The sequence below is a fragment of the Streptomyces sp. NPDC033174 genome (assembly GCF_055577795.1).
The window spans coordinates 50,524-73,476 of the sequence record NZ_JBVIPQ010000011.1; the positions used below are offsets into that span (position 1 = coordinate 50,524).

Genomic DNA, 22,953 nt, shown 5'->3' on the forward strand with positions numbered 1-22,953 from the left:
GATCTTCGATACCCGGCAGTAGCCCGTCAACCGGTTCCGCCCCTCCCCTTTGTTAATGCCAGTCATTAGACTGCCGTTCATGGCGAGGACGTCCGGGGCGGGGACCCGGGAGAAGCTGATCCGGGCGGCGGAGGAGATCTTCGCGGCGCAGGGGGTCGGCGGCGCGCAGCTGCGGGACATCGTGGCACTGGCCGGGCAGGCGAACCCTTCCGCCGTGCAGTATCACTTCGGCTCGCGCGGCGGGCTGCTCGACGCCGTGATGGCCGGCCGTCAGGCCCGTACGGAACAGGTACTGGCTCCGCTGCTCGACGCCGCCGACGACGACGTCCGTGGCCTGCTCGCCGCGCTCGTCACTGCCGAGGCGTCCGAACTGCGCACCGAACGGGGCCGTTGGTGTCTGCGGATCTCCGCGCAGCTCAGCCACGAGAGCGGGGTGCGCGGCGGAACCCCGCACCCCACCCTGGCGGGGACGGCGTACTGGCGGCTGATCGAACGCCTCGGGGCCCATCTGGTGGGCCCGCTGCCCGAGCCGCTGCGGCTGGAGCGGCTCGATCTGGCTCTCACGGTGATCGGGGCCGCGATGGCCGACCGGGCCCGGCAGTACCTCGACGGCAGCGAGCCGCTGATCGGCGAGGCCCTCTTCCTCGCCGATCTCGTCGAAACCACCGCGGCACTGCTCGGGGCGCCGGTTCCCCGCCCGGCGCCGCGCGCACGAACAGCTTCCGCGGAGGACGACGGCCCGGCGCCCGGCGCCCCCGTACCCGACGGCCCGGGACGCTGACGGCGCGTCACCCGACGACCCGGCAGTACGAAGACCCACACGGCCCGCCACCACGCGCGAAGGGATCACGCATGAACGACCTCACCGGCAGGACCGTCCTCATCACCGGAGGCGCCCGCGGCCTGGGCGCAGCAGCCGCGCGGCGGGCGGTGGAGGCCGGCGCGAACGTCGTGATCACCGACGTCCTCCACGAGGACGGAAGAGCCACGGCGGCGGAGCTCGGCGCGAGCGCCCGCTTCCTGCACCACGACGTCACCTCGGAAGAGGACTGGCAGCGCGCCGTCGCCTACGCGACCGGCGAGTTCGGCCCGCTCCACGGCCTGGTGAACAACGCCGGCACAGCCGCGGGCTCCCTCCTGGAGAGCGAGTCGGTGGAGCACTTCCGCCGCGTCCTCGACATCAACCTCACCGGTGTCTTCATCGGCATGAAGGCCGTGATCCCCGCCATGCGGGAGAACGGCGGCGGCTCGATCGTCAACATCTCCTCCGCGGCCGGTCTGACGGGTCTGGCGATGACCGCGGGCTACGGGGCGTCCAAGTGGGGCGTGCGGGGGCTGACGAAGATCGGCGCGGTGGAGCTGGGCACGGCGGGGATCCGGGTCAACTCCGTCCACCCCGGCATGACCTACACGCCGATGACGGCCCCCATCGGTATCCAGCGGGGTGAGGGGAAGTTCCCCGGCGTTCCGATGGCCCGCGTCGGCGAGGCGGAGGAGATCGCCGGCGCCGTGGTCTTCCTGCTCTCCCACGCGGCCTCGTACATGACGGGCGCGGAGCTGGCGGTGGACGGGGGCTGGACCGCCGGCCCGACCGTCGACCGGGTCGTGGGCCGCTGATCCGACCGGCCGGTCCGCCACCGGGCCCGTCCGTCCGGTCCGATGCCCTCCCGGCCGATCCGCCCCGGCCGGTGATGAGATGGGCGCATGAACCCCGCTGACGAAATTCTGGACATCGTCGACGAGAACGACGAGGTGATCGGGCAGGCCGCGCGCGGAGAGGTGTACGCGCGCGGCCTGCGCCACCGCTGCGTCTTCATCCAGGCCCGGGACGCCGCCGGGCGCGTCTTCGTCCACCGCCGCACCCCGGCCAAGCTGGTCTTCCCGTCGCTGTACGACATGTTCGTCGGCGGTGTCGTGGGCGCGGGCGAAAGCTATGACGCCGCCGCCCTGCGCGAGGCCGAGGAAGAACTGGGCGTCACCGGCCTGCCGCGCCCGGTGCCCCTCCTGAAGTTCCTCTACGAGTCGCCGGACGGCGAACACGGCTGGTGGTCCGCCGTCTACGAGGTCCGCTGCGAGCTGCCGGTGAACCCGCAGCCCGAGGAGGTCGCCTGGCACGCCTTCCTGCCGGAGTCCGAGCTCGCACGGCGGCTCACCGAGTGGGAGTGGGTCCCGGACGGGCTCGCGGCCTACGAGCGACTGCGGGCCCACAGGGCGGGGTGAGGCCGGGGCGCGACCGGGTCAGGACCTGCGGCGCGACCGGGTGGGCATCCGTTGCACGACGGGGTGGGGACCCGCCCCGCCACCGGGTGGGCGCCGGGAGGGGACGGAAGCGGGCGGGGGTGCGATCCGCCGGATAAAGTGCACAGGTGAGCGAATTCGTGCAGAGCCTGCGGCTGTGGTTCGCGCCGCAGCGGATCCGGGACGACGGCGAGACGCCCGACTACCGGTTCTCCCTCGCCAATGAGCGCACCTTCCTGGCCTGGATACGCACCGCGCTCGCGCTCGTCGGCGGCGGATTCGCCGTCGACCAGTTCCTGCCGGACCTGCGGTGGGGCGTCCGCGTCGGCCTGGCGCTCGTGCTGCTGGCCGCCGGTGGCCTGTGCGCCCTGCGGGCGGTGAACCACTGGGTGCGGTGCGAGCGGGCCATGCGGCGCGGGCAGGATCTGCCGGTGTCGCGCTTCCCCGTCCTGCTCTCCCTGGCCGTCGGCGTCGTCGCCGTGGCCATGGTGGTGGTCGTGATCTTCGGCTGGACCGGGTGAGGGGCGAGGCCGAACCACGCGATCCGGGACTTCAGCCGGAGCGCACACGGCTGGCCTGGCGGCGTACGACGCTGTCGTGCACGGTGGCGGCGATCCTGGCGGCCAAGCAGGCCATCCACGACGGGATCACGCCGGCCGGGGGCGTGGGGGCGGCGCTGTGCGTCCTGGTCTGGCTGGCGTTCCTGCTGGTCGCACACCGGCGTATTCAGGCCCTGGGGGCGAGCAGGCCCGGCGCGCTGACGCTCCGGGGCGCGGTCCTGGCGACGGGATGCACGATCGCGCTGGCCGCGTTCGCCGTGGCCGTGGTGGTCTGACAGCGCGCTGGCCGCGTTCGCCGCGGCCGCCGTGGTCCGACAGCGGACTTCCCGCGTTCGCCGTAACCGCGGTGGTCCGACAGCGCACCGGCGCGGCTCAGTCGTCCCAGTCGACGGTGACGACGACCTTGCCGTGCAGCCCGCCGACCGCGTTGGCGCGCTGGGCCTCGGCGGCCTCCTCCAGCGGGAAGGTCTTGGCGATCGGCACGGTCAGGACGCCCTGTTCGGCGAGGTCCGCCAGCGCGGCGAGGTCGGCGGCATCGGGACGCACCCAGCAGTAGAGGCCGCCCAGGGAGAGGACCTCGCCGTCCGAGATGGAGGCGAGCCGGCCCTGCGGCGCGAGCAGCTCGGGTGTGCCCTTGAGGTAGGGGCCGCCGATGGTGTCGAACGCGGCGTCCACACCGTCCGGCGCGAGCGAGCGGACCTGCTCGGCGAAGCTGTCGTCGTAGACGACGGGCTCCCCGCCGAGCGCGCGGACCTGCTGCGGCCCCTCCTCGCGTCCGGGGCGCACGGCGCCGATGACCCTGGCGCCCATGTGCCGGGCGAGCTGCACGGCCATCGCCCCGACGCCGCCGGCCGCCGCGTGCACCAGGACGGTCTCCCCGGGGCGCACCGCGAGTGCGCGCAGAACCTGGTAGGCGGTCAGGCCGACGAGCGGCAGACCCGCGGCCTCCTCGAAGGAGAGGTTGCGCGGCTTGCGGGCCAGGGTGCGCACGGGTGCGGCCACGTACTCGGCGAAGGTGCCCCGACACAGGAAGTCCTCGCGGACATAGCCCATGACCTCGTCCCCGACGGCGAACTCGGTGACCGCCGGGAAGGGGCGGACGACCACGCCGGAGACGTCCCACCCGGGAACGACGGGGAAGACGGCGTCGATCATCCCTTCGAGATGGCCGGCCTGGCACTTCCAGTCGACGGGGTTCACGGCCGCCGCGCGCACCTTCACCAGGACGCTGTCGGGCCCGACCTTCGGCTCGGGGCGCTCGCCGAACTCGAGGACCTCGGGACCGCCGTAGCGGCTGTAGCTGATCGCCTTCATGGTCCGACCCTCGGACGGCTTTCGCGCTCCCGCAAGCCGGACGGGCCGCTCGGACCGTCCGTCCGACCGGTCAGTCGGAGCAGTCGGACAAAGTCAGTCGGACAGGGCCGCGAGCGGGGGCAGCATCGGGCGGGGTTCCTCGCCGCCGAGCCAGAGGCCCACGAGAAAGGCGGTCGTGGCCTCCAGCAGATCCGCCCGCTCGAGTCCTCCCACGGTGAGCGGAACGCAGCCGATGTCCCGGACCAGGGTGCGCACGCGCTCCAGGGAGGCGTCGTCGTCCCCGCACAGGGGGACGGCGAGCGGACCGTCCGCGAAGGCGGGCGGGGTGAGGCGCCAGACGGCGGGCGTGCAGTGGTTGAACGCCTTGACGACATGGGCGCCGGTCGCCTCCGCGAGGGTACGGGCGGCGCCCCGGCCCGGCTCGGTCGTGAGCGTGAACCCCGGGCCGATCGCGTTCGTACAGTCGATCAGGGTCCGGCCGCTCAGATCCCCGGCCCGGGCGAGGACGCCGAGCGCGGCGTCGTACGGCAGAGCCACCAGCGTCGCGTCGCCGAATGCGGCCGCGTCGGCCAACGAGCCCTCCCGGGCACCGATGCGGTGGGCCAGTGCTTCCGTACGAGAGGGCGAGCGGCCGCCGAGAAGGATCTCGTGGCCGACCCGCGCCCACTGGCCGCCGAGGGCCTCCGCCATGTTCCCGGTGCCGAGAATGCCTATGCGCATGTCCGTTCCCTCACTCGCGTAGCGTGCGGTGCGACTGTCTGGTGTGTGTGGTGACGTGACAAGACGCTAGAGGGGGCGGCGGTTACCGAATGGTGCCCAACGACCCCGGAGAGGGGCGGGGTTGTGGACAGGATGCTCGCGGACTGCCGGGCCCGGCTCGGCTTCGATCTGCTGGCCAACACCTGGAATCCGGTGGTCGTCTTCGCGCTGAGCGACGGCCCCCGGCGCCACGGTGAGCTGCGGACCCTGATCGGCGGCATCAGCGCCAAGGTGCTCACCGAGACGCTGCGGCGGCTCGAGGGGTACGCGCTGGTGGAGCGGCACGTCTGCCCGAAGTCCCCGCCCCGGGTGGAGTACGGGCTGACCGAGCTCGGGCGCAGTCTGCTGGAGCCGATCGAAGCGCTCGGCCGCTGGTCGGCCGAGTACGGCGAGATGTTTGCCGCCGCGCAGGGGTGGAACTCGGATGAATGCCTCATTCAGGACTAGCCTTGAAGTGTCATTCGATCCCCCACCCCCATGCAGAGGCTCGGTCATGACCCTTCTCCACCACGAACACCCCACGCACGAGCACACGCACGGCCCCACCTGCGGCCACACGGCCGTCGAGCACGGCGACCATGTCGACTACGTTCACGACGGGCATGTGCACCGCGAGCACTCCGGGCACTGGGACGAGTGCGAGCCGGGCGAGCACACCGCGCACAGCGGACACGCACACGAACACGGCGACGGCTGTGGGCATCCGGCCATCGAGCACGGGGACCATGTCGACTACGTCCACGACGGGCATCGGCACGCGGCACACGACGGTCACTGGGACGATCACTGACCCCTCCCGGATCCGCTTCCCGGGCTTTCGGATCCGCTTCCCCCGGCGGTGCCTCGACTGGCAGGCTTCGACCCACCAGTTGCTCGTCTCACCGGGGGACATCCATGCCTGCCGACGACCCGTATCCCGTCCTGCTCGCCCCGGGCGTGCACGCCTATCTCCAGCCCGACGGCGGCTGGTGTCTGAACAACGCCGGGTTCGTCAGCGACGCGGGCAGCACCCTCCTCGTCGACACGGCCGCGACCGAGCGGCGCGCCCGGTCGCTGCGTGACGCGCTCGTGGGCAGCGGGGCCCCACTGCCCCGGATGATCGTGTCCACCCACCACCACGGTGACCACACCTACGGCAACGCGGTGTTCGCGCCCGAGGCAGTCGTCGTGGGGCACGAGTCCTGCCGCGCCGAGCAGATCGCGGCGGGACACCAGCTCCATCTCTTGTGGCCGCAGACGGACTTCGGGGACATCCGGCTCGTGCCGCCGACGGTGACGTACAGCGAACGGATCACGTTGCACATCGGCGAGCTGGAGGTGCGGGTGCTGCACCCCGGCGTCGCGCACACCACCGGCGATTCGATCATCCATCTGCCGGGGCGCGGGGTCGTGTTCACCGGCGATCTGATCTTCCAGGGTGGGACGCCGTTCCTGCCCATGGGTTCACTGCGGGGCTCGCTGCGGGCGCTGGAACTGCTGCGGTCGCTGGACGCGGAGACGGTCGTGCCCGGACACGGCGCCCTCACCGACCCCTCGGCGTACGACGCGACCGAGCGCTATCTGCGGTACGTCGCCGAGCTCGCCGCCGAAGGGCACGCCAAGGGGCTCACTCCGCTGGAGACCGCGCGCGGAGCGGATCTCGGCGAGTTCGGCGCGTGGCGTGAGAGCGAGCGGCTGGTGGCGAATCTGCACCGGGCGTACGCGGAGCTGCACGGCCTGCCGGACGGCTCGCCGCTGGATCCGATCACGCTGTTCGGTGACATGGCGATCATGAATGGCGGTGTGCCGGTGCAATGTCACGCGTAACGCGAAGGACAGAGGACCGCGGGCGTCACCAGCGCGGGATCGCGGGCGTCACCCACCCGGGATCGGCCTTCCGCATCGCCGCCGCGTCGTCCCGCTCCCGCAGCGCGCCGTCGTCCTCCAGCCAGCGCCGGTGGAGCGCCGCGAGCCTCTCGCGGTCCAGCTCGACACCGAGCCCGGGCGCGTCCGAGACGGTGAGCCTGCCCTCGCGGAAGACGTGCCGGGCGGTGATGACGTCCTCCGTCTGCCACGGGTAGTGGCTGTCGCAGGCATAGTCGAGGTTGGGGACCGTGGCGGCCACCTGCGTCATGGCGGCGAGGCTGATGCCGAGGTGGGTGTTGGAGTGCATGGAGAGCCCGATCCCGAAAGCGCCGCAGATCGCGGCCAGTTCGCGTGTCCGGTGCAGACCGCCCCAGTAGTGGTGGTCGGAGAGGACCACCCGCACGGCGCCGCGCGTGAACGCCTCGGGGATCTCGGCGAGGGTGGTGACGCACATATTGGTGGCGAGCGGCACGTCCGTGCGGGCCGCGATCTTCGCCATCCGTTCGGTTCCGCTCGCCGGGTCCTCCAGGTACTCGAGGACGCCCTCCAGCTCACGGGCGACGTGCAGCGAGGTCTCGACGGACCAGGCGCCGTTCGGGTCGAGCCGCAGGGGCTGTCCGGGAAAGGCCTCGGCGAGCGCCCGGACGGCGGCGATCTCCCGGTCCGGTTCGAAGACGCCGCCCTTGAGCTTGAAGGAGCCGAAGCCGTACGCGCGGGCGAAGCGGTGGGCCTGCTCCACGATGCCCGCCGGGTCGAGAGCGGCTCCCCAGTCGTCCCGTTCGGCCGGCACACCGGCCGGGTGTTCGGCCCAGCGGTGGAAGAGATACGCGCTGTACTCCACCGAGTCGCGCACCTTTCCGCCGAGCAGCGCGTGGACGGGCAGGCCCAGGGCCTTGCCCAGAGCGTCGAGGCAGGCGACCTCGAAGCCCGAGACGACGGAGAGCCGCAGTTTGTCCGCGGTCTGCACCCCGCGGAGCCCGCCCGCGTCGACCCCGGCGTCGACGGCCCGTGAGTCGCCGCACACCCTCTCCGCCAAGGAGAACAGGGCGTTCACATCCGTGACCGACTGCCCCGGCAGCGCGTCGGCGAGGGCTCGGGCGGGCTCCAGATACCTCCCGTCCCCATAGGTCTCCCCCAGGCCTGTGACGCCGCCGCGCGTCACCACTTCCACGATCAGCCTGGGCGTATAGGGCTGATGGACGCCCTGGGTGTTGAGCAGAGGGGGATCGGAGACGAGGATCGGTGTGAGCCGGACGTCCTCGATCAGCAGCGCGCTGCCCTCGATATTCATACGTGAACTGTATTCATGCACACGACCGGATATCCAGAGGGCGGCACTCGCTTTACCGTTCCGCACTGGACGACATACCGACTGGTCGGCATCATTAGCCGGAGTCGTCCCGTCACCCCGGAGGTGCGCACCATGAGCTCAACCCCGCCGCCAGGCCTCGATCCCGAACAGTTGCGCGGCCTTCTCGACCGCGAGCGCCCGGGGCTGGTGAGCGGACCGCTCAGCGCGCGCCTGATAGAGGGCGGCCGGTCGAACCTCACCTACGTCGTCGGCGACGGCACCGGACAGTGGGTCGTCCGCCGGCCGCCGCTCGGGCACGTCCTGGCGACCGCCCACGACATGAAGCGGGAGCACCGCGTGATCAGCGCGCTGCACCCCACGCCGGTCCCGGTCCCCCGGCCCGTGCTCCTCTGCGAGGACGAGTCGGTGCTCGGTTCGCCGTTCTACGTCATGGAGTTCGTGTCCGGCACTCCGTACCGTACGGCCGAACAGCTCGCCCCGCTCGGCCCGGAGCGCACGCGCGCGGCGGTCCTCGGGCTCGTCGACACCCTGGTCGACCTGCACGCCGTGGATCCGCAGGAGGTCGGCCTCGGTGACTTCGGCCGGCCCGATGGGTTCCTGGACCGGCAGCTGCGCCGCTGGGGCAAGCAGCTGGACGCGTCACGCAACCGCGAACTCGCCGGCATCGACGAGCTGCACGCCTCCCTCGGCCGCGCGCTGCCCGCTTCCCCCTCGCCGACCGTCATCCATGGCGACTACCGCCTCGACAACGTCCTGATCGGCGAGGACGACGGCATCAAGGCCGTACTCGACTGGGAGATGTCGACGCTCGGTGATCCGCTCACCGATCTGGGGCTGCTGGTGATGTACAGCGCGAAGCTGGAGCTGCCCGACTCCCCGATCAGCACGACGGCCACCGCCGCCGGCCACCCCACGCCCGCCGAGCTGATCGAGCGCTACGCCGCCCGCTCCGGCCGCGACACCTCCGCCATCTCCTGGTACACGGCCTTCGCCTGGTTCAAGCTCGCCGTGATCCTCGAGGGCATCCACTACCGCTACACCCTCGGCCAGACCGTCGGCGGCGGCTTCGACCGCATCGGCGAACTCGTCCCCGTCTTCATCGAGCACGGCCTCACCACCCTCCAGGAAGGCTGATCCCACCCATGGACTTCGCATTCGACGCCCGCACCGAGGAACTGCGGGCGAAGCTGCTCGCCTTCATGGACGAGTACGTCTACCCGGCCGAGCAGACCGCCGATGAGCAGCGGGCCCTGCTCGCCTCCCCGTGGGACACCCCGCAGGTGGTGGAGGACCTCAAGGCCGAGGCCCGCCGCCAGGGCCTGTGGAACCTGTTCCTGCCGGACGCGGAGTACGGGGCGGGTCTGACCAACCTCCAGTACGCGCCGCTCGCCGAAATCACCGGCCGCAGCCCGCAGCTGGCCCCGACGGCGCTGAACTGCGCGGCTCCGGACACCGGCAACATGGAGGTACTGACGCAGTTCGGCGACGAGGCCCAGCGCAAGCAGTGGCTGGAGCCGCTGCTCGCCGGGGAGATCCGCTCGGCGTTCGCGATGACCGAGCCGGAGGTCGCCTCGTCCGACGCGACGAACATCGAGACCCGGATCACCAGGGACGGCGACGACTATGTCGTCACCGGCCGCAAGTGGTACATCTCGGGGGCCATGAACCCCGACTGCAAGATCTTCATCGTGATGGGCAAGACGGACCCGGACGGTGCGGACATCCGGCGTCAGCAGTCGATGATCCTCGTGCCCCGGGACACCCCCGGCGTCGACGTCCGGCGCGCCATGCAGGTGTACGGCTACGAGGACCACTCCCACGGCGGCCACGCCGAGGTGTTCTTCGACGACGTCCGCGTCCCGGCGTCGAACCTGATCGGCGAGGAGGGCGGCGGCTTCGCGATCGCCCAGGCCCGCCTCGGACCGGGCCGGATCCACCACTGCATGCGGCTGATCGGCATGGCCGAGCGGGCGATCGAGCTGATGTGCCGCAGGGCCGTGTCCCGTACCGCCTTCGGCAAGCCGATCGCCCAGCAGGGTGTGGTCCAGAACTGGATCGCGGACGCCCGCGTCACCGTCGAGCAGTTGCGGCTGCTGGTCCTGAAGACGGCGTGGCTGATGGACACGGTCGGCAACCGGGGAGCCCACACCGAGATCCAGGCCATCAAGATCGCCACGCCGCGCGCGGTGGTCGACATCCTGGACAAGGCGGTGCAGCTGCACGGCGCCGGCGGGGTGAGCCAGGACTTCCCGCTCGCCGAGCTGTGGGCCTCGGCGCGGACCCTGAAGCTGGCGGACGGGCCCGACGAGGTGCACCAGCGCTCACTGGCCCGGCGCGAGTTGAAGCAGTACCTGTAGCAGTCCCCTGAAGCCGGCGGGTCAGTACTGCGCGAAGGGGCGGTGGTCGGCGAGCGCGAGCTCCCGCACGAACGCCGTGACGCGCAGGACCCGCCGGGCCAGGAAGTGGATCAGGGCCGGCCGGTACGAACCGTACGCCGCAGCCCACAGGGTCGGTACGCGGTCCATGCCTCCAGCGTGGACCCGTACCGGCCCGGGGTCCAACCGGGTCCGCGAGACGGGCGCTAAGGACGCAGGGCCCTCAGGAGCAGGTCCGCGAGCTGGTCGGCCACCTGCTGCGGGGTGAGCGGGCCGTCCGGGCGGTACCAGGTCGACAGGTGGTGGACCGAGCCGAAGTGGTAGTCGACCACCAGGTCGGCGGGGGTGGCCGTGGAGAAGACGCCGCTCCGCTGGCCCTCTTCGATCAGGGCCCGGAAGCGCTCGTGGTAGTACCGGCGCTCGGCGCGGACCTGCTTGTTCTTCTCCGGGCTCAGGTGGTGCATCGAGCGGAAGAAGATCGAGGCGTCGTCGAGGTTCTCGATGGTGGTGACCACCACGTCGGCGGCGGCGTCGCGCAGCCGCCGCTCGATCGGCGCGTCGGCGTCCGCGAAGGCGTCCAGGCGCTCCTGCTGGAGCCTGAGGACGCGCGAGTACACCTCCTGGAGCAGGTCTTCCTTGGAGCCGAAGTAGTGGTAGAGCGCTCCCTTGGTGACGCCCGCCGCCTCGACGATCTCCTGCACTGAGGTGCGGTCGTAGCCGCGCTCGGCGAAGAGCCGGGTGGCGGCGGCCAGCAGCCTCTGGGGGACGGGGGTACCGCTCCCGTCCGTCGTCCTGGCCATGTGCCGCCGCCTTCCGTGTGGTGAATCGTGTGACGCGTGTGCATTCTCTACGGCCGGGAACGCAGTTCCCGCCTGAGGATCTTCCCACTTGTCGTCTTCGGCAGTTCCGCCAGGATCTCGACCTCGCGCGGGTACTTGTACGCGGCGAGCCGCTCCTCGCAGTACGCGGAGAGTTCCACGGGGTCCAGCAAGTAGCCGGGGCGCAGGCTGACGTACGCCTTGACGCTCTCTCCCCGGTACGCGTCGGGGATGCCGACGACGGCCGCCTCGCGGACCGCCGGGTGGGTGTAGAGGACGTCCTCGACCTCGCGGGGCCAGACCTTGAACCCGGAGGCGTTGATCATGTCCTTCTTGCGGTCGACGACATAGAGCCAGCCGTCCGCGTCCATGAAGCCGATGTCCCCGGTGCGCAGTTCGCCGTCGGGGAAGGCCTGGGCGGTGGCCTCGGGCAGGCGCCAGTAGCCGGGGACGACCTGGGGGCCGCGGACCGCGATCTCGCCCTGCTCGCCGAACGGCACGTCCTGGCCCAGTTCGTCCACGATCCGGACGATGGTCTCGGGTCCCGGGACGCCGACGGAGAGGGTGCCCGAGCCGGGGTCGACCGGGGCCTCCTTCTCCGGCGGTACGGCGGCACAGGGCGCGGTGCACTCGGTCAGTCCGTAGCCATTGCGTATGTACGGGCCGAGGGCGGCGCGGAACTTCTCCACGAGGGCGGGCGGCACCGGCGCGCCGCCCGAGGAGATGACCTGGAAGGAGGAGAAGTGGTCCCGGGTGACGCCGGGGTGGGCGGCGAGCGCCATGAAGGCGGTGGAGGGGCCGACCGTGTAGGCGGGGCGGTGTTCGGCGAAGGCGTCGAGGACGACGCCCCCCTCGAAGCGGTAGGCGAGGGCGAGGGTGCCGGCGTTGGCGAAGCAGACGGCGAGCTCACAGACCATGCCCGTGATGTGGAAGAGCGGCGCGAGCGCGAAGTAGCAGGAGCCCTCCGGGATCGGGTGGCCGGTGCGCTGGCGCTCCGCGTTGTAGGTGATCGCTCCGTGCGGGTTCATGGCGCCCTTGGGGGTGCCGCTGGTGCCGGAGGTGTAACTGATCAGCGCGATGTCGTCGCCGGCCGGGTCACGGCCTTCGGGGGCGGTGTGCCCGGCGCGGGCGACGGCCAGCAGGTCGTCGGCGTCGCCGGGCGCGGGCAGCCGTTCGAAGCCGAGGACGCGCGGATCGTCCCGGGTCTGGAGGTCGAGCTCGCAGGCGGTGACGGCGAAGCGCACCGAGGGGGCGGCCGCGGCCGTCGCCCGCAGATAGCCCTCCCAGGCGCGGTCCGAGCAGATCAGCGCGGTGACCTCGGAGTCCTTCAGCACATGAGCGACCTCGCCGGACTTGTACATGGGATTGAGGGGCACGACGGTGGCGCCGGCCTTCCAGGCCCCGAGGAGCGCGAGGACGAAATGGGGGCTGTTCTGGAGCATGATCGCCACCCGGTCGCCCCGGCCGACCCCGCGCGCGGCGAGGTGCCCGGCGACCGAGTCGGAGAGCGCGTCGGTCTCGGCGTAGGTGAGCCTGCCGTCGAAGTAGGCGAGGGCGGCGTGTCCGGGGGCGCGTGCGGCGGACGCCCGGAAGGCGTGCACGACGCTCGCGGGCGGCGTGAGCGGCGCCTTCTGGGCGTCGCTCAGCTGCGCGAGCCATGGCTTCGCGGCATAGATCGAGGTCACCGGTGCGTCCCTTCCCACTTCTGCTGGAGGTGGTTCATATTGCCCAGCCAGCGTTCGGGGTCGGTTGCCCGGGCCCGGTAGTAGTCCGCGACCTCGGCATGCGGAAGGATCAGGAAGCGGTCGGTCTCGATGCCGTCGAAGAGGGCGTCGGCGACGTCCTCGGGCTCGATGGCGGTGGGGGCGAGGACCAGTTCGCCCGCGGATCCGGCGGCGGTGAGCATGTCCGTACGGACTCCCTGCGGGCAGATCGCGTGGACCTTGACGCCCCGGTGGCGGTAGGTGAGCGAGAGCCATTCGGCGAAGGCGTACGCGCCGTGCTTGGAGACGCTGTAGGGGGCGGCGCCGACCATGGTGAGCAGGCCGGCCGCGGAGACGGTGGAGACGAACCGGCCGCTGCCGCGCTCCAGCCAGTCGGGCAGCAGGGCGCGGGCCGCGCGGACGTGGGCCATCACATTGACGTCCCAGGCGGCGGCCCAGACCTCCTCGTCGGCGAAGGCGTCGCCGGGCGAGGCGAGGCCGGCGTTGGCGCAGTAGACGTCGATGGTGCCGTCGAGGGCGTCGCGGGCCGCCTCGACGACGGCCGAGGCGTCGCCGGGGACGGCGGTGGCGCCGATCTCGTCGGCGACGGCCTTGGTACGGCCGGGGTCGATGTCGTTGACGACGACCCGCGCGCCCTCCGCCACGAACCTGCGGGCGAGCGCGGCTCCGATGCCGCCTCCCGCGCCCGTGACCACTACCCCAGCGCCTTGCACCGAACTCATCGAAACCCGCCTCTCCGTCGTGACCGTGCCGACAGACTAACCAGTCGGTATGTAGTCGCGGAAGGGCCCGGGGCGAACCACCGTGCCGGGCTCGTTCCCCGGCGGCCCGGTGCGCGCTAGCGTGCGTGGCCGTGTCAGGCAGGGCGATCAAGGAGGTCCGATGAGTCCGGAGGTATCCCGATGAGCCTGTCCAGACGAGGCCTGCTGGCCGCCGGAGGGGTGGGTGTGGCCGCCGCCGCGGCCCCGCCCGCGACTGCCCACGGCGGGTCGCGCGGCCGGGTGCGCACCGGTTTCGACCGGCTTGCCGCCGACGGCTATGCCGCGCTGACCGGACAGCGGGTCGGCGTGGTCACCAATCCGACCGGGATCGCGGTCACCACGGGGGTGCGGCACATCGTCGACGTGATGCACGCCGACGAGCGGGTGGACCTGGTGGCCGTGTTCGGTCCAGAGCACGGATTCCGGGGAACGGCGCAGGCGGGCGGGTCGGAGGGACGGTACGACGACCCCGCGACCGGGCTGCCGGTCTACGACACGTATCTGAAGAGCGGGCAGGCCCTCGCGGACGTCTTCACGGCGTCGGGCGTCCAGACGGTCGTCTTCGACATCCAGGACGTGGGCGCGCGCTTCTACACGTACATCTGGACCCTTTACGACTGCATGGTGGCCGCGGCACTGGCCGGGAAGCGTTTCGTGGTCCTTGACCGGCCCAATCCGGTCACCGGACGGGCGGCGCTGGGGCCGGTCCTGGACCGGGCGTTCGCGACCTTCGTGGGCCGCGAACCGATCGCGCAGGCCCACGGGATGACGGTGACCGAGCTGGCGCGCCTTTTCAACGGCGAGTTCCTGGCGAAGCCGGTGGAGCTGGAGACGGTCCGCATGACCGGGTGGCGGCGCGGGGACTTCTACGACGCCACCGGGCTGCCCTGGGTGCCGCCGAGCCCCAACATGCCCACCCCGGAGACGGCGCTGGTGTACGCGGGCACCTGTCTCTTCGAGGGGACGAACCTCTCGGAGGGGCGCGGCACGACCCGGCCCTTCGAGCTTCTCGGCGCGGAGGGGATCGACCGGCGCTGGGCGCAGACGGCGAACGCCCTCGGGCTTCCCGGAGTGCGTTTCCGTGAGGCGTACTTCGCGCCGGTGTTCTCCAAGTTCCAGGGCAGGACGGTCGGCGGGGTCCAGCTCCATGTGCACGACCGGGAGGCGTTCGATCCGGTACGCACCGGAGTCGGGCTCCTGGTGTCGGCCAAGCAGTCCTGGAGCGGCTTCGCCTGGCGGCCCGACAACTGGATCGACAAGCTGACGGGCTCGGCGCGGGTGCGCACGCTGATCGACGCGGGCGCGGACACGGACGAGGTGGTGGGGGCCTGGGCGGCGGACCTGGCCGTCTTCCGGGCCCTGCGGGAGGGGTACTTGGTGTACCGCTGACACGGGGGCAGTCCCCCGTGCGCACAGGGGTGTGGGCTGGATGGCCGCCGGTCGCCGGCCGGCGACACCCTTGGTCCATGCACACATCACTACGACATCGGTTACCGGTGGTGGGGCTGCTCCTCACTCTGTGCCTGGGGGCGCTGGTCCCCGCGGCGCGGGCGCAGGAGCGAGCCTCCGACCCCGCCCGGGAACTCGCCCGTACCGCCCGCCCGCTGGAGGATCTGCGGCCGCTGGGCCGGATGATCGGCCCGGCGAAGGTCGTCGGGATCGGCGAGGCGACGCACAGCTCGTCGGAGTTCTTCACCACCAAGCACCGGATCTTCGAGTACCTCGTCGAGAGGAAGGGGTTCACCACCTTCGCCCTGGAGACGAGCTGGAGTTCGGGCCTGCTCGTCGACGCGTACGTACGAACGGGCAAGGGGGACCCCCGGCAGATCATGCGGGACGAGTTCCAGAACGCCTACCGGTTCTGGAACAACGAGGAGTACCTCGATCTGATCGGCTGGATGCGGCAGCACAATCTGCGGCACCCCGGCCACCCCGTGCGCTTCATGGGCAACGACGTCGGCCACGCGGGACCGCGGCTGTTCGACACGGTCACCGGCTATGTGGCCGACCGGTACCCGGAGCTGTTGCCGCGCTTCCGCGAGCTGTACCGGGCGTCGCGTCCGACGACCGGCACCGACGCGTGGATGAAGGCCTATCTGACCAAGCCGCACGAGGAGCGCCGGCGGATGGCCGCCGAGGTGAACCAGGCCCTCGCCCTCCTGGAGCGGCAGCGGCCGGGACCGGACCGCGAGCGGCACGCCTGGATGGTCCAGCACGCCCGCGCCATCGCCCAGGTCGGCACGGAGTACGCGTACGACATCCTCGGCGACGAGGTCGACGACGCGATGCTCTACCGCGACCGGACCATGGCCGAGAACACGGTGTGGTGGCAGCGGCGGACCGGGCACCGGATGCTGCTGTCGGCGCACAACGGTCACGTGGGCTACGAGACGAACGCGCCGCTTCAGTACCCGCGCCTGCAGGGTGCTTTCATGCGGGACGCGCTCGGGAGCGACTACGTGAGCGTGGGTGCCACCTTCGGGCAGGGATCGCTCAACGCCAGCGACACCCGTGAACCGGACGAGCCCATCAGGAAGTTCACTGTCGGCCCGATGCCCGAGGGCAGCAACGAGCACACGCTGGAGCGGGTGTCGCCGCGCGACTACTACCTCGATCTGCGGACCGCCCGCGGGCCCGCGCGCGGGTGGCTGGGCGAGTTCCGCCCGACCCGGTCGATCGGCACCGCGTACCCCTGGGACGGCGACGAGGCACCGATCCGCCTCGCCACCTCCTACGACCTCCTCATCCACTTCCACCGGGTGTCCGCGGCCGGGCTCCTGTAGGGGTCGTCGCAGGTCTGGCCGTCCCTCCGCCGCCGCAGGATGCTGAGCGCACAGCGATCCTCGACGCGGAGGGACGGGCCCATGGCCAACGCGGGTGCGGAGCCGTATCAGGAGATCACCTTCGACAAGGACGGAGACGTCGACGCGGCGCAGCGGGACGCGCTGGGGCGCCTCGGGGTCACGGATCTGGTGATGTTCGCCCACGGGTGGAACAGCTCCCGTTCCGTGGCGACCCGGTTGTACCGGAGCTTCTTCGCACCCTTCCCGGACGCGATCGGGAAAGCGCCCGGGGTGCGGGTCGGGTACGCGGGGGTGGTGTGGCCCTCGATGATGTTCGCGGACGAGCCGGTCCCCGACTTCGAGCACGGGGCGGCGCCGGACGCGCAGGGCGGGCCGGGGCTCGACGCGGCGACCCGGGCGGCACTGCTCGCGCTGTTCCCGGAGCGGGCGGCGGTCGTCGAACGGCTGGCGCAGCTGCTGGACGAGCAGCCCGGGGGCGAGGCGGCGTTCTCCGAGTTCGGCGCCCTGCTGCGGGAGTTCACCGGGACGGAGGGCACCCCGGGGCTGATCGCGGCTGAGGAGGCGCCGGATTTCCTCCGGGGGGACCCGGTGGAGATCTGCGACGCGTTCGCCCAGGCGCTGGCATCGATGGGCGGGGGTGGGCAGGAGCTGTTCGGCGGCGGGGTGAACCGGCTCTGGAAGGGGGCCAAGGAGGCGCTGCGGCAGGCCACCTACTACACGATGAAACGCCGGGCGGGCACCGTCGGGGAGCGGGGGCTCGGGCCGGCCCTCGGGTCGCTGTCCCGCTCGTCGCCCGCGCTGCGGATCCATCTGGTGGGGCACAGCATGGGTGCGCGTCTGATGGCGTTCGCCCTGCGCGGACTGCCCGACGGGGTACGGAACGTCAAGTCACTGACGCTGCTGCAGGGCGCCTTCTCTCATTACGCGTTCGCGCCGAGTCTGCCGCACGCCGTGCGGCAGAGCGGGGCGCTGCGGGACATGCAGCGACGGGTCGACGGGCCGGTCGTCGCCTGCTATTCGCGCCATGACACCGCGCTCGGCGTGATCTATCCGCTGGCGTCCCGGCTGGCCCGGGACTCCTCGAGCGTGGTGGGGCTCGACAAGCGGTGGTGGGCGGTGGGGCACGGCGGCATCCAGGCCGTGGCCGGGACGGCGGCGCTGACCCTGGAGGCGGCGCTGCGGGACGGGATCCCGGGAGCGGGCTGCGTGAACATCGACGCGGCGTCGGTGGTCCGGCGCGGCGGGCCCCCGGCGGGCGCGCACAGCGACATCTGCCACGCGGAACTGGCCCGGGTGGTGATCGCGGCGGGCCGGATCGGCCGGTGAGACCTGGGACCTCGCACGGGAAGGAGGCGTCGCTGAGGAGGCGTCGCTGAGGAATTCGGTCAACTTGCCGTCGGCGGGCCCGCCGTGGCCGCCTACGGGCGCGGCGTCCCGTCCGAGCCGGTCAGAGCCGTGCGCGGGGAGAGAACCGAGGAGCCGACGGGCGTGGACCTCGTCGCCGCACGCCTCCCGAATCACCACAACAAGCCGTCCTTGGCTCTTATGGGGCCCATCGGATTTTCGATGGAGCCGGATCGGGTAGTCGTACGTCCATTCCTTGACGCCGAAGTACCAGCGACGGAGGTGGCAGTGCGATGGCCGGTTTCCGGAGTCTTGCGAGACAGGTCCGCGATCCGAGGTCCGACCTGGCGCTGCGGAGGTATTCGCTCCGCAAGTGCCTGGAGAGGTTCGCCCCTTATGGGCACCGGGCGACCTGGAACCATCTGTGCGGACGGCACAGGTTCGACCCGGAGGACAGGGGGCCCGATCCGGCGCGGCTGGTGGCCGCGCTCGACGAACTGGAAGAGGCACGGAGGATCTGGCTCGCGTACGAGGTGGACTTCGCGAAGCGGCGCAAGCGCGAGAAGCACGACGGGTTGCGGCGCCCCGGGGTCTTCGACGACTGGCACCGGCGCACCTGGGGCGGCCGTGGGATCCTGCGGTGCGACGACCCGGACGTCCATCCGTCGGAGCCTCTCGACGAGGTGCTCCGACGGCTGATCGCCGCGCTGGGGTCCGGACCCGGGGATCACTGCCCGGTGTGCGCCGGCGACCGGATCGTCTGGCGGCCGGACTTGTCGCAGGAACCGTGGTTCGGCCCGGTCTGCACGGGCTGCGGGGTGGTGGTGCCCCAGCCGGTGCTGTCGTCCCGGGCGCTCGCGGTCGCGAAGCGCGGGCCGCGCGGACGGCTGTCCCTGCGCAAGGAGCTGGCTTCCGTGGCATGAGCCGGGGCGTGCGCGGGGGCGACGTGGGGCGGAATGCCCGGCGTCGGCGCGCCTCGCCTTGTCAGTGGCCCCTGGCACCATCGGTTCCATGATTCAGGTCTGTCTCAACGGGAGCCGCGGGGCGGCCGATTCGGCCGCCGTGCCCCTGTCTCCGAAGGAGCTGGCCCGGTCGGCCGCGGAAGCGGTCGCCGCCGGTGCCGTCGATGTGCATGTCCACCCGAAGACGCCGTGCGGTGACGACACACTCTCCCCGCGGGTGGTGGCGGAGGTGCTCACGGCGATACGGAGCGCGGTGCAGGTGCCCGTCGGGGTGACCACGGGGGCGTGGGCCGAGCCCGATCCGGTGCGTCGCGTGGAGCGCGTCCGCTCCTGGACCGTGCTGCCCGACCACGCGTCGGTCAACTGGCATGAGCCGGGGGCCGAGGAGGTCGCGGCGGCGCTGCTGGAGTGCGGCGTCGGCGTGGAGGCGGGCATCTGGTCGGGGACGGAGGGGGCCGAGCGTTTTCTGCGCTCCTCCCTGGGGCCCCGGGTGGTGCGGGTGCTCGCGGAGGTCACGGACAGGGACGCCGGGACCGCGGAGGCCTCGGCCCGGGCCCTGCTCGCCGCCCTGAGGCCCGCGCACGGGATACCGGTGCTGCTGCACGGCGAGGAGGGCGGCGCCTGGCCGGTGCTGCGGCTGGCCCGGCACCTCGGTCTGGCCACCAGGGTGGGACTGGAGGACGTCCTGGTCCTCCCGGACGGCCGATGCGCCCTGTCCAACGCCGAGTTGGTGGCGGCGGCGCGCGACATTACCAGGCGTTAAATCGATGGCTCCACCCCATTCTCGTCCGCAGAGTAGGGGCGATGAGACACGACCGAGGAGCCTGACATGTCGACGCTGCGCGTCACAGCCGAATTGCTGACCGTCCACGAGCACCCCAACGCCGACGCGCTCGAACTGGCCCAGGTGGGCCTGTACCGGGCGGTCGTCGCCAAGGGCGCCTATCGCAGTGGCGAAGCGGCCGTCTACATTCCCGAGCAGGCCGTCCTTCCCCTGGCCCTGGTCGACGAGCTGGGGCTGACCGGGCGGCTGGCCGGCGGAGCGTCCGACCGGGTCAAGGCGGTACGGCTGCGGGGCGAGTTGTCGCAGGGCATCGTCTGCCGGCCCAAGGCTCTCGCCGATGTCGACCTGAAGCGGGCGGCGGCCGAGGGCACCGACTTCGCCGAGCTCCTGGGCATCACGAAGTGGGTACCGCCGATACCGCCGACGATGAGCGGGGAGGTCGAGTCCGCACCCGAGCTGCTGCCGTGGGTGGACATCGAGAACGTGCAGCGCTACCCCGGGATCTTCGAGCCGGGCGAGCCCGTCGTGCTGACGGAGAAGCTGCACGGATCGGCCTGCCTGATGACGTACGTCGCGGACGGCGCCCGGGTGTACGTGTCCTCGAAGGGCTTCGGCTCGAAGGGGCTGGCGCTGACCGAGGACCCGCGCAACCTGTACTGGCGGGCGGTCCGCGGCCATGGTGCCCCCGAGGTCGCCGCCGCCCTCGCCGAGCGTCTCGGCGCCACCCGGGTCGGCGTCTTCGGTGAGGTGTACGGCGCGGGGGTGCAGGACCTGGCGTACGGCGCCGACGGCCGCCGGGAGACGCTGGGTTACGCCGCCTTCGACGTGTCGGCCGAGATCGACGGCCAGGTCCGCTGGCTGGACTCGGCCGAACTGACGACGCTGCTGGAGGACGGCGCGCTGCCGCTGGTGCCCCGGCTGTACTCGGGGCCGTACGACGTCGCGAAGGTGCTGGAGCTGGCGAGCGGGCGGGAGACCGTGTCCGGGCGCGAGCTGCATCTGCGCGAGGGGGTCGTGATACGCCCCGCCACCGAGCGGTACAGCCCGGTGGTGGGCGGCAGGGCGATCGCGAAGGCGGTCAGCCCGGCGTATCTGACCCGCAAGGGCGGCACGGAGTACGAGTAGCCGGCCCGCCGGAGCGGCGCGCCGCCGGCACCGGCCATGGACAGGGGGTCCGCCCACGGGGGTGGCGGGCCCCCGCTCACTTCTTCGCGGCGGGCCTCTCCGGCAGCAGCCGCGATCCGGTCAGGCGCTCGCCGAACACATCGTCCGGGTTGGACAGGACGCAGGTCTCCAGCGACAGACAGCCGCAGCCGATGCAGTCGGTCAGATGGTCGCGCAGCCGGCCGAGCTGTTTGATGCGTTCGTCCAGCTCCGAGCGCCAGGCCTGGGAGAGCTTCGCCCAGTCGTCCCGGGTCGGGGTGCGCTCCTCGGGGAGCTCGGCGAGGGCGTTCCTGATCGTCGCCAGCGGGATGCCCACCCGCTGCGCCGCGCGGACGAACGCGACCCGGCGCAGCGCGTCACGGCCGTAGCGGCGCTGGTTGCCACTGGTCCGGCGGCTGCTGATCAGCCCCTTGGACTCGTAGAAATGCAGGGCGGACACGGCCGCGCCGCTGCGTGCGGACAGCTGGCCGACCGTGAGCTCGTGGATCTTCTCTGGAATCTGCGGCACTCCTCGAACCCTACTGGGCGCCCGTTGACAGACAGCACGCCCACCCAACATGCTGAGCAAGCGCTTAGACATGAGCGGGGCGCGAGTCGCCCAGGGTGTGCGAGAGGCAGGGAACAGGGACATGGCAGAGCCGAGGATCTTCACCTCCGCCGAGGAGCTGCGCGCCGGAGTCGGTGAGCAGTTGGGCCACAGCGAGTGGCTGGAGATCGATCAGAAGCGGATCGATCTGTTCGCGGACGCCACCGGCGATCATCAGTGGATCCATGTGGATCCCGAGCGCGCGGCGGGCGGACCCTTCGGGACGACCATCGCGCACGGCTATCTGACGCTCTCGCTGCTGCCGACGCTGGTGCCGCAGATCCTGCGGGTCGAGGGCATGAAGATGGGCCTCAACTACGGCACCAACAAGGTGCGCTTCCCCTCCCCCGTGCCGGTCGGATCGCGGCTGCGCGCCTCCGCCGTGCTCCAGTCGGTGGAGGAGGCGGGCGGCGGCGTCCAGGTGACCGCGCTGGTCACGGTGGAGCGCGAGGGCGGCGACAAGCCGGTGTGCGTCGCCGAGTCGGTCTCCCGCTACTTCTTCTGACGGCCGCCGCCCCTTCCGGGGCCCGCCGGCTCCAGCGCGGGCGGCTACTTCTGGGCCGCGACCATTCTCAGGACGAGGTCGGCGTAGAACGCGCCGACCTCGTCCGGCGTCCGGCGCCCCTCCACGTTGAACCAGCGCGCCACGTCGATGCAGAGCGAGAGCACGGCGACCGTGGTGCCCGGCACGTCCGGCACGTCGAACTCGCCCGCCGCCACTCCCTCGTTGAGGATGCGGCGGACCACCGCGTCGCTCTTGCGGCGCAGCTCCATGATCTCGGTGCGGTGCTCGTCGCCGAGGGCGTCGAGTTCGTACTGGACGACCCGCGCGGTGGCGTGGCGCCCGGCGTGCCAGCGAACGAAGGACCGTACGGCGGCGGAGAGCCGGTCGGCCGCGGTCCCGTCGCTGTTCGCCGCCCCCTCCAGGATCTCCAGGGCCTTGTCGTGGCCGATCCGGCTGATCCGGTGGAGCAGCTCTTCCTTGGTCTTGTAGTGGATGTAGAGCGCGGCGGGGCTCATACCGGCCCGGCCCGCGATGTCACGGGTGGTGGTGGCGTGGTAGCCGCGCTCCGCGAACGCCTCTACGGCGGCGACCAGCAGCTTCCTGGCCGCCTCGGGGGCCACCTCGCCCCACGGCGCGTCCTCGCCGGTGGTCTCCTCCGCCGCAGTCATCGTTCGCCCCTTCTCAGGTCCATCCTCGGGTCCAGCAGGACGAACACCATACAACGACGGTGAGCAAGCGCTTAGAGCTTCTGGAACGGATCATGGTCGGCGAGGAGCTTCTCCAGCCGGGCCTGGTCCACCCGGCTGACGATCTGCCCGGCCTCCTGGCGGTCGCGGACGACCTTGGCGAGGGTGAAGGCGGAGGTCGTCAGATAGAGGACCGCGATCGCGAGGAAGGCCCGTACCCAGACGTCGGCCTCCAGATTGAAGATGCCGACGGAGACCGCTCCCATCGCGAGGGCGAAGGAGGCGACGGCCTGCCCGTAGTAGGCCGCCGTGTTCTGCTGCTTGACCGGTGTGTCACTCATGAGGACAGCATCGGGGACGTACGCCGGCGGCCGTATCCGCCCACATACTCACTCCCGTACTCACGTCGGGG

At 71.7% G+C, this 22,953-nt stretch carries 27 protein-coding genes; 17 read left to right on the forward strand and 10 right to left on the reverse strand.

Features of this window, described 5'->3' with window-relative positions; translation table 11 throughout:
* The first annotated feature begins 79 nt into the window (after positions 1-79).
* The 5 genes from ACZ5VC_RS29255 (at position 80) to ACZ5VC_RS29275 (ending at position 3,073) form a co-directional block, all read left to right on the forward strand.
* A complete protein-coding gene (locus ACZ5VC_RS29255; protein WP_469122989.1) occupies positions 80-781 on the forward strand; it encodes a TetR/AcrR family transcriptional regulator in 702 nt (233 codons plus the stop codon).
* Positions 782-852: 71 nt separating this feature from the next.
* A complete protein-coding gene (locus ACZ5VC_RS29260; protein WP_469122990.1) occupies positions 853-1,617 on the forward strand; it encodes a glucose 1-dehydrogenase in 765 nt (254 codons plus the stop codon).
* 87 nt (positions 1,618-1,704) lie between these two features.
* Positions 1,705-2,220, forward strand: coding sequence for an NUDIX domain-containing protein (locus ACZ5VC_RS29265; protein WP_469122991.1), 516 nt, complete (start codon positions 1,705-1,707; stop codon positions 2,218-2,220).
* A gap of 146 nt (positions 2,221-2,366) precedes the next feature.
* Positions 2,367-2,759 (forward strand): YidH family protein, encoded by a 393-nt coding sequence (locus ACZ5VC_RS29270; RefSeq protein ID WP_468709512.1) that lies wholly within the window; start codon positions 2,367-2,369, stop codon positions 2,757-2,759.
* Positions 2,756-3,073, forward strand: a complete 318-nt coding sequence (locus ACZ5VC_RS29275; RefSeq protein ID WP_469122992.1) for a DUF202 domain-containing protein — start codon at positions 2,756-2,758, stop codon at positions 3,071-3,073. Before ACZ5VC_RS29270 ends, ACZ5VC_RS29275 begins: the two co-directional genes overlap by 4 nt.
* Before the next feature lie 97 nt (positions 3,074-3,170).
* On the opposite strand, the gene ACZ5VC_RS29280 is transcribed toward ACZ5VC_RS29275, so the two are convergent.
* Both ACZ5VC_RS29280 and ACZ5VC_RS29285 read right to left on the reverse strand, forming a co-directional pair.
* Positions 3,171-4,112: an NADP-dependent oxidoreductase gene (locus ACZ5VC_RS29280; protein ID WP_469122993.1), complete on the reverse strand. Its 942-nt coding sequence runs from the start codon at positions 4,110-4,112 to the stop codon at positions 3,171-3,173.
* A 93-nt stretch (positions 4,113-4,205) separates the two neighbouring features.
* Positions 4,206-4,832 carry an NADPH-dependent F420 reductase gene (locus ACZ5VC_RS29285; protein ID WP_469122994.1) on the reverse strand — a complete coding sequence of 209 codons (627 nt, stop codon included), beginning with the start codon at positions 4,830-4,832 and terminating at the stop codon, positions 4,206-4,208.
* A gap of 132 nt (positions 4,833-4,964) precedes the next feature.
* On the opposite strand from ACZ5VC_RS29285, the gene ACZ5VC_RS29290 reads away from it, so the two are divergent.
* The 3 genes from ACZ5VC_RS29290 (at position 4,965) to ACZ5VC_RS29300 (ending at position 6,677) form a co-directional block, all read left to right on the forward strand.
* The gene (locus tag ACZ5VC_RS29290; RefSeq protein ID WP_469123107.1) at positions 4,965-5,318 is read left to right on the forward strand and encodes a winged helix-turn-helix transcriptional regulator; all 354 of its coding nucleotides are present in this window, start codon (positions 4,965-4,967) and stop codon (positions 5,316-5,318) included.
* Between the two features lie 46 nt (positions 5,319-5,364).
* Positions 5,365-5,661, forward strand: coding sequence for a hypothetical protein (locus tag ACZ5VC_RS29295; RefSeq protein ID WP_469122995.1), 297 nt, complete (start codon positions 5,365-5,367; stop codon positions 5,659-5,661).
* A gap of 104 nt (positions 5,662-5,765) precedes the next feature.
* Complete coding sequence (locus tag ACZ5VC_RS29300; RefSeq protein WP_469122996.1) at positions 5,766-6,677, forward strand: MBL fold metallo-hydrolase; 912 nt, start codon at positions 5,766-5,768, stop codon at positions 6,675-6,677.
* A 25-nt stretch (positions 6,678-6,702) separates the two neighbouring features.
* On the opposite strand, the gene ACZ5VC_RS29305 is transcribed toward ACZ5VC_RS29300, so the two are convergent.
* On the reverse strand, positions 6,703-8,007 hold the full coding sequence (locus tag ACZ5VC_RS29305; protein WP_469122997.1) for a glucarate dehydratase family protein: 1,305 nt from the start codon (positions 8,005-8,007) through the stop codon (positions 6,703-6,705).
* A gap of 132 nt (positions 8,008-8,139) precedes the next feature.
* On the opposite strand from ACZ5VC_RS29305, the gene ACZ5VC_RS29310 reads away from it, so the two are divergent.
* Positions 8,140-9,162, forward strand: a complete 1,023-nt coding sequence (locus ACZ5VC_RS29310; RefSeq protein WP_469122998.1) for a phosphotransferase family protein — start codon at positions 8,140-8,142, stop codon at positions 9,160-9,162.
* A gap of 8 nt (positions 9,163-9,170) precedes the next feature.
* On the forward strand, positions 9,171-10,385 hold the full coding sequence (locus tag ACZ5VC_RS29315) for an acyl-CoA dehydrogenase family protein (protein WP_469122999.1): 1,215 nt from the start codon (positions 9,171-9,173) through the stop codon (positions 10,383-10,385).
* A gap of 21 nt (positions 10,386-10,406) precedes the next feature.
* Here ACZ5VC_RS29315 and ACZ5VC_RS29320 read toward each other — a convergent pair whose 3' ends face one another.
* The 4 genes from ACZ5VC_RS29320 to ACZ5VC_RS29335 are packed head-to-tail and all read right to left on the reverse strand — an operon-like array spanning position 10,407 to position 13,667.
* Entirely contained in the window at positions 10,407-10,553 is a 147-nt protein-coding gene (locus tag ACZ5VC_RS29320) for a hypothetical protein (RefSeq protein ID WP_468709527.1), read from the reverse strand.
* Between the two features lie 56 nt (positions 10,554-10,609).
* Positions 10,610-11,203, reverse strand: a complete 594-nt coding sequence (locus tag ACZ5VC_RS29325; protein WP_469123000.1) for a TetR/AcrR family transcriptional regulator — start codon at positions 11,201-11,203, stop codon at positions 10,610-10,612.
* Positions 11,204-11,250: 47 nt separating this feature from the next.
* A complete protein-coding gene (locus ACZ5VC_RS29330; RefSeq protein ID WP_469123001.1) occupies positions 11,251-12,906 on the reverse strand; it encodes a class I adenylate-forming enzyme family protein in 1,656 nt (551 codons plus the stop codon).
* Entirely contained in the window at positions 12,903-13,667 is a 765-nt protein-coding gene (locus ACZ5VC_RS29335; RefSeq protein WP_469123002.1) for an SDR family oxidoreductase, read from the reverse strand. Before ACZ5VC_RS29335 ends, ACZ5VC_RS29330 begins: the two co-directional genes overlap by 4 nt.
* A 180-nt stretch (positions 13,668-13,847) precedes the next feature.
* Between ACZ5VC_RS29335 and ACZ5VC_RS29340 the strand changes: the two genes are divergently transcribed.
* From ACZ5VC_RS29340 to ACZ5VC_RS29365, 6 genes are all read left to right on the forward strand, one after another.
* On the forward strand, positions 13,848-15,095 hold the full coding sequence (locus ACZ5VC_RS29340; RefSeq protein ID WP_469123003.1) for an exo-beta-N-acetylmuramidase NamZ family protein: 1,248 nt from the start codon (positions 13,848-13,850) through the stop codon (positions 15,093-15,095).
* 77 nt (positions 15,096-15,172) lie between these two features.
* Positions 15,173-16,489 carry an erythromycin esterase family protein gene (locus ACZ5VC_RS29345; protein WP_469123004.1) on the forward strand — a complete coding sequence of 439 codons (1,317 nt, stop codon included), beginning with the start codon at positions 15,173-15,175 and terminating at the stop codon, positions 16,487-16,489.
* A gap of 81 nt (positions 16,490-16,570) precedes the next feature.
* Positions 16,571-17,836, forward strand: a complete 1,266-nt coding sequence (locus ACZ5VC_RS29350; protein WP_469123005.1) for an alpha/beta fold hydrolase — start codon at positions 16,571-16,573, stop codon at positions 17,834-17,836.
* Between the two features lie 311 nt (positions 17,837-18,147).
* Complete coding sequence (locus tag ACZ5VC_RS29355) at positions 18,148-18,777, forward strand: hypothetical protein (RefSeq protein ID WP_469123006.1); 630 nt, start codon at positions 18,148-18,150, stop codon at positions 18,775-18,777.
* 88 nt (positions 18,778-18,865) lie between these two features.
* Entirely contained in the window at positions 18,866-19,579 is a 714-nt protein-coding gene (locus tag ACZ5VC_RS29360) for a 3-keto-5-aminohexanoate cleavage protein (RefSeq protein ID WP_469123007.1), read from the forward strand.
* A gap of 66 nt (positions 19,580-19,645) precedes the next feature.
* Complete coding sequence (locus ACZ5VC_RS29365) at positions 19,646-20,725, forward strand: RNA ligase (ATP) (protein WP_469123008.1); 1,080 nt, start codon at positions 19,646-19,648, stop codon at positions 20,723-20,725.
* 76 nt (positions 20,726-20,801) lie between these two features.
* Here the strand turns inward: ACZ5VC_RS29365 and soxR are convergent, their stop codons facing one another.
* Positions 20,802-21,272, reverse strand: a complete 471-nt coding sequence (gene soxR / locus ACZ5VC_RS29370; RefSeq protein WP_469123009.1) for a redox-sensitive transcriptional activator SoxR — start codon at positions 21,270-21,272, stop codon at positions 20,802-20,804.
* A gap of 121 nt (positions 21,273-21,393) precedes the next feature.
* Here soxR and ACZ5VC_RS29375 point away from each other — a divergent pair, with 121 nt between their 5' ends.
* Positions 21,394-21,855 (forward strand): MaoC family dehydratase, encoded by a 462-nt coding sequence (locus ACZ5VC_RS29375; RefSeq protein WP_469123010.1) that lies wholly within the window; start codon positions 21,394-21,396, stop codon positions 21,853-21,855.
* 44 nt (positions 21,856-21,899) lie between these two features.
* Here the strand turns inward: ACZ5VC_RS29375 and ACZ5VC_RS29380 are convergent, their stop codons facing one another.
* Positions 21,900-22,523, reverse strand: a complete 624-nt coding sequence (locus ACZ5VC_RS29380; protein WP_469123011.1) for a TetR/AcrR family transcriptional regulator — start codon at positions 22,521-22,523, stop codon at positions 21,900-21,902.
* Positions 22,524-22,594: 71 nt separating this feature from the next.
* Positions 22,595-22,882 carry a YiaA/YiaB family inner membrane protein gene (locus ACZ5VC_RS29385; protein WP_469123012.1) on the reverse strand — a complete coding sequence of 96 codons (288 nt, stop codon included), beginning with the start codon at positions 22,880-22,882 and terminating at the stop codon, positions 22,595-22,597.
* Between the last annotated feature and the right edge of the window lie 71 nt (positions 22,883-22,953).

Excerpts from the sequence above, each read along its gene's own strand:
- ACZ5VC_RS29255 (WP_469122989.1), top strand. The coding sequence starts at position 80 with ATGGCGAGGACGTCCGGGGCGGGGACCCGGGAGAAGCTGATCCGGGCG.
- ACZ5VC_RS29260 (WP_469122990.1), top strand. The coding sequence starts at position 853 with ATGAACGACCTCACCGGCAGGACCGTCCTCATCACCGGAGGCGCCCGC.
- ACZ5VC_RS29265 (WP_469122991.1), top strand. The coding sequence starts at position 1,705 with ATGAACCCCGCTGACGAAATTCTGGACATCGTCGACGAGAACGACGAG.
- ACZ5VC_RS29280 (WP_469122993.1), bottom strand. The coding sequence starts at position 4,112 with ATGAAGGCGATCAGCTACAGCCGCTACGGCGGTCCCGAGGTCCTCGAG.
- ACZ5VC_RS29285 (WP_469122994.1), bottom strand. The coding sequence starts at position 4,832 with ATGCGCATAGGCATTCTCGGCACCGGGAACATGGCGGAGGCCCTCGGC.
- ACZ5VC_RS29290 (WP_469123107.1), top strand. The coding sequence starts at position 4,965 with ATGCTCGCGGACTGCCGGGCCCGGCTCGGCTTCGATCTGCTGGCCAAC.
- ACZ5VC_RS29295 (WP_469122995.1), top strand. The coding sequence starts at position 5,365 with ATGACCCTTCTCCACCACGAACACCCCACGCACGAGCACACGCACGGC.
- ACZ5VC_RS29300 (WP_469122996.1), top strand. The coding sequence starts at position 5,766 with ATGCCTGCCGACGACCCGTATCCCGTCCTGCTCGCCCCGGGCGTGCAC.
- ACZ5VC_RS29305 (WP_469122997.1), bottom strand. The coding sequence starts at position 8,007 with ATGAATATCGAGGGCAGCGCGCTGCTGATCGAGGACGTCCGGCTCACA.
- ACZ5VC_RS29310 (WP_469122998.1), top strand. The coding sequence starts at position 8,140 with ATGAGCTCAACCCCGCCGCCAGGCCTCGATCCCGAACAGTTGCGCGGC.
- ACZ5VC_RS29315 (WP_469122999.1), top strand. The coding sequence starts at position 9,171 with ATGGACTTCGCATTCGACGCCCGCACCGAGGAACTGCGGGCGAAGCTG.
- ACZ5VC_RS29320 (WP_468709527.1), bottom strand. The coding sequence starts at position 10,553 with ATGGACCGCGTACCGACCCTGTGGGCTGCGGCGTACGGTTCGTACCGG.
- ACZ5VC_RS29325 (WP_469123000.1), bottom strand. The coding sequence starts at position 11,203 with ATGGCCAGGACGACGGACGGGAGCGGTACCCCCGTCCCCCAGAGGCTG.
- ACZ5VC_RS29335 (WP_469123002.1), bottom strand. The coding sequence starts at position 13,667 with ATGAGTTCGGTGCAAGGCGCTGGGGTAGTGGTCACGGGCGCGGGAGGC.
- ACZ5VC_RS29340 (WP_469123003.1), top strand. The coding sequence starts at position 13,848 with ATGAGCCTGTCCAGACGAGGCCTGCTGGCCGCCGGAGGGGTGGGTGTG.
- ACZ5VC_RS29345 (WP_469123004.1), top strand. The coding sequence starts at position 15,173 with ATGCACACATCACTACGACATCGGTTACCGGTGGTGGGGCTGCTCCTC.
- ACZ5VC_RS29350 (WP_469123005.1), top strand. The coding sequence starts at position 16,571 with ATGGCCAACGCGGGTGCGGAGCCGTATCAGGAGATCACCTTCGACAAG.
- ACZ5VC_RS29355 (WP_469123006.1), top strand. The coding sequence starts at position 18,148 with ATGGCCGGTTTCCGGAGTCTTGCGAGACAGGTCCGCGATCCGAGGTCC.
- ACZ5VC_RS29360 (WP_469123007.1), top strand. The coding sequence starts at position 18,866 with ATGATTCAGGTCTGTCTCAACGGGAGCCGCGGGGCGGCCGATTCGGCC.
- ACZ5VC_RS29365 (WP_469123008.1), top strand. The coding sequence starts at position 19,646 with ATGTCGACGCTGCGCGTCACAGCCGAATTGCTGACCGTCCACGAGCAC.
- ACZ5VC_RS29375 (WP_469123010.1), top strand. The coding sequence starts at position 21,394 with ATGGCAGAGCCGAGGATCTTCACCTCCGCCGAGGAGCTGCGCGCCGGA.
- ACZ5VC_RS29380 (WP_469123011.1), bottom strand. The coding sequence starts at position 22,523 with ATGACTGCGGCGGAGGAGACCACCGGCGAGGACGCGCCGTGGGGCGAG.
- ACZ5VC_RS29385 (WP_469123012.1), bottom strand. The coding sequence starts at position 22,882 with ATGAGTGACACACCGGTCAAGCAGCAGAACACGGCGGCCTACTACGGG.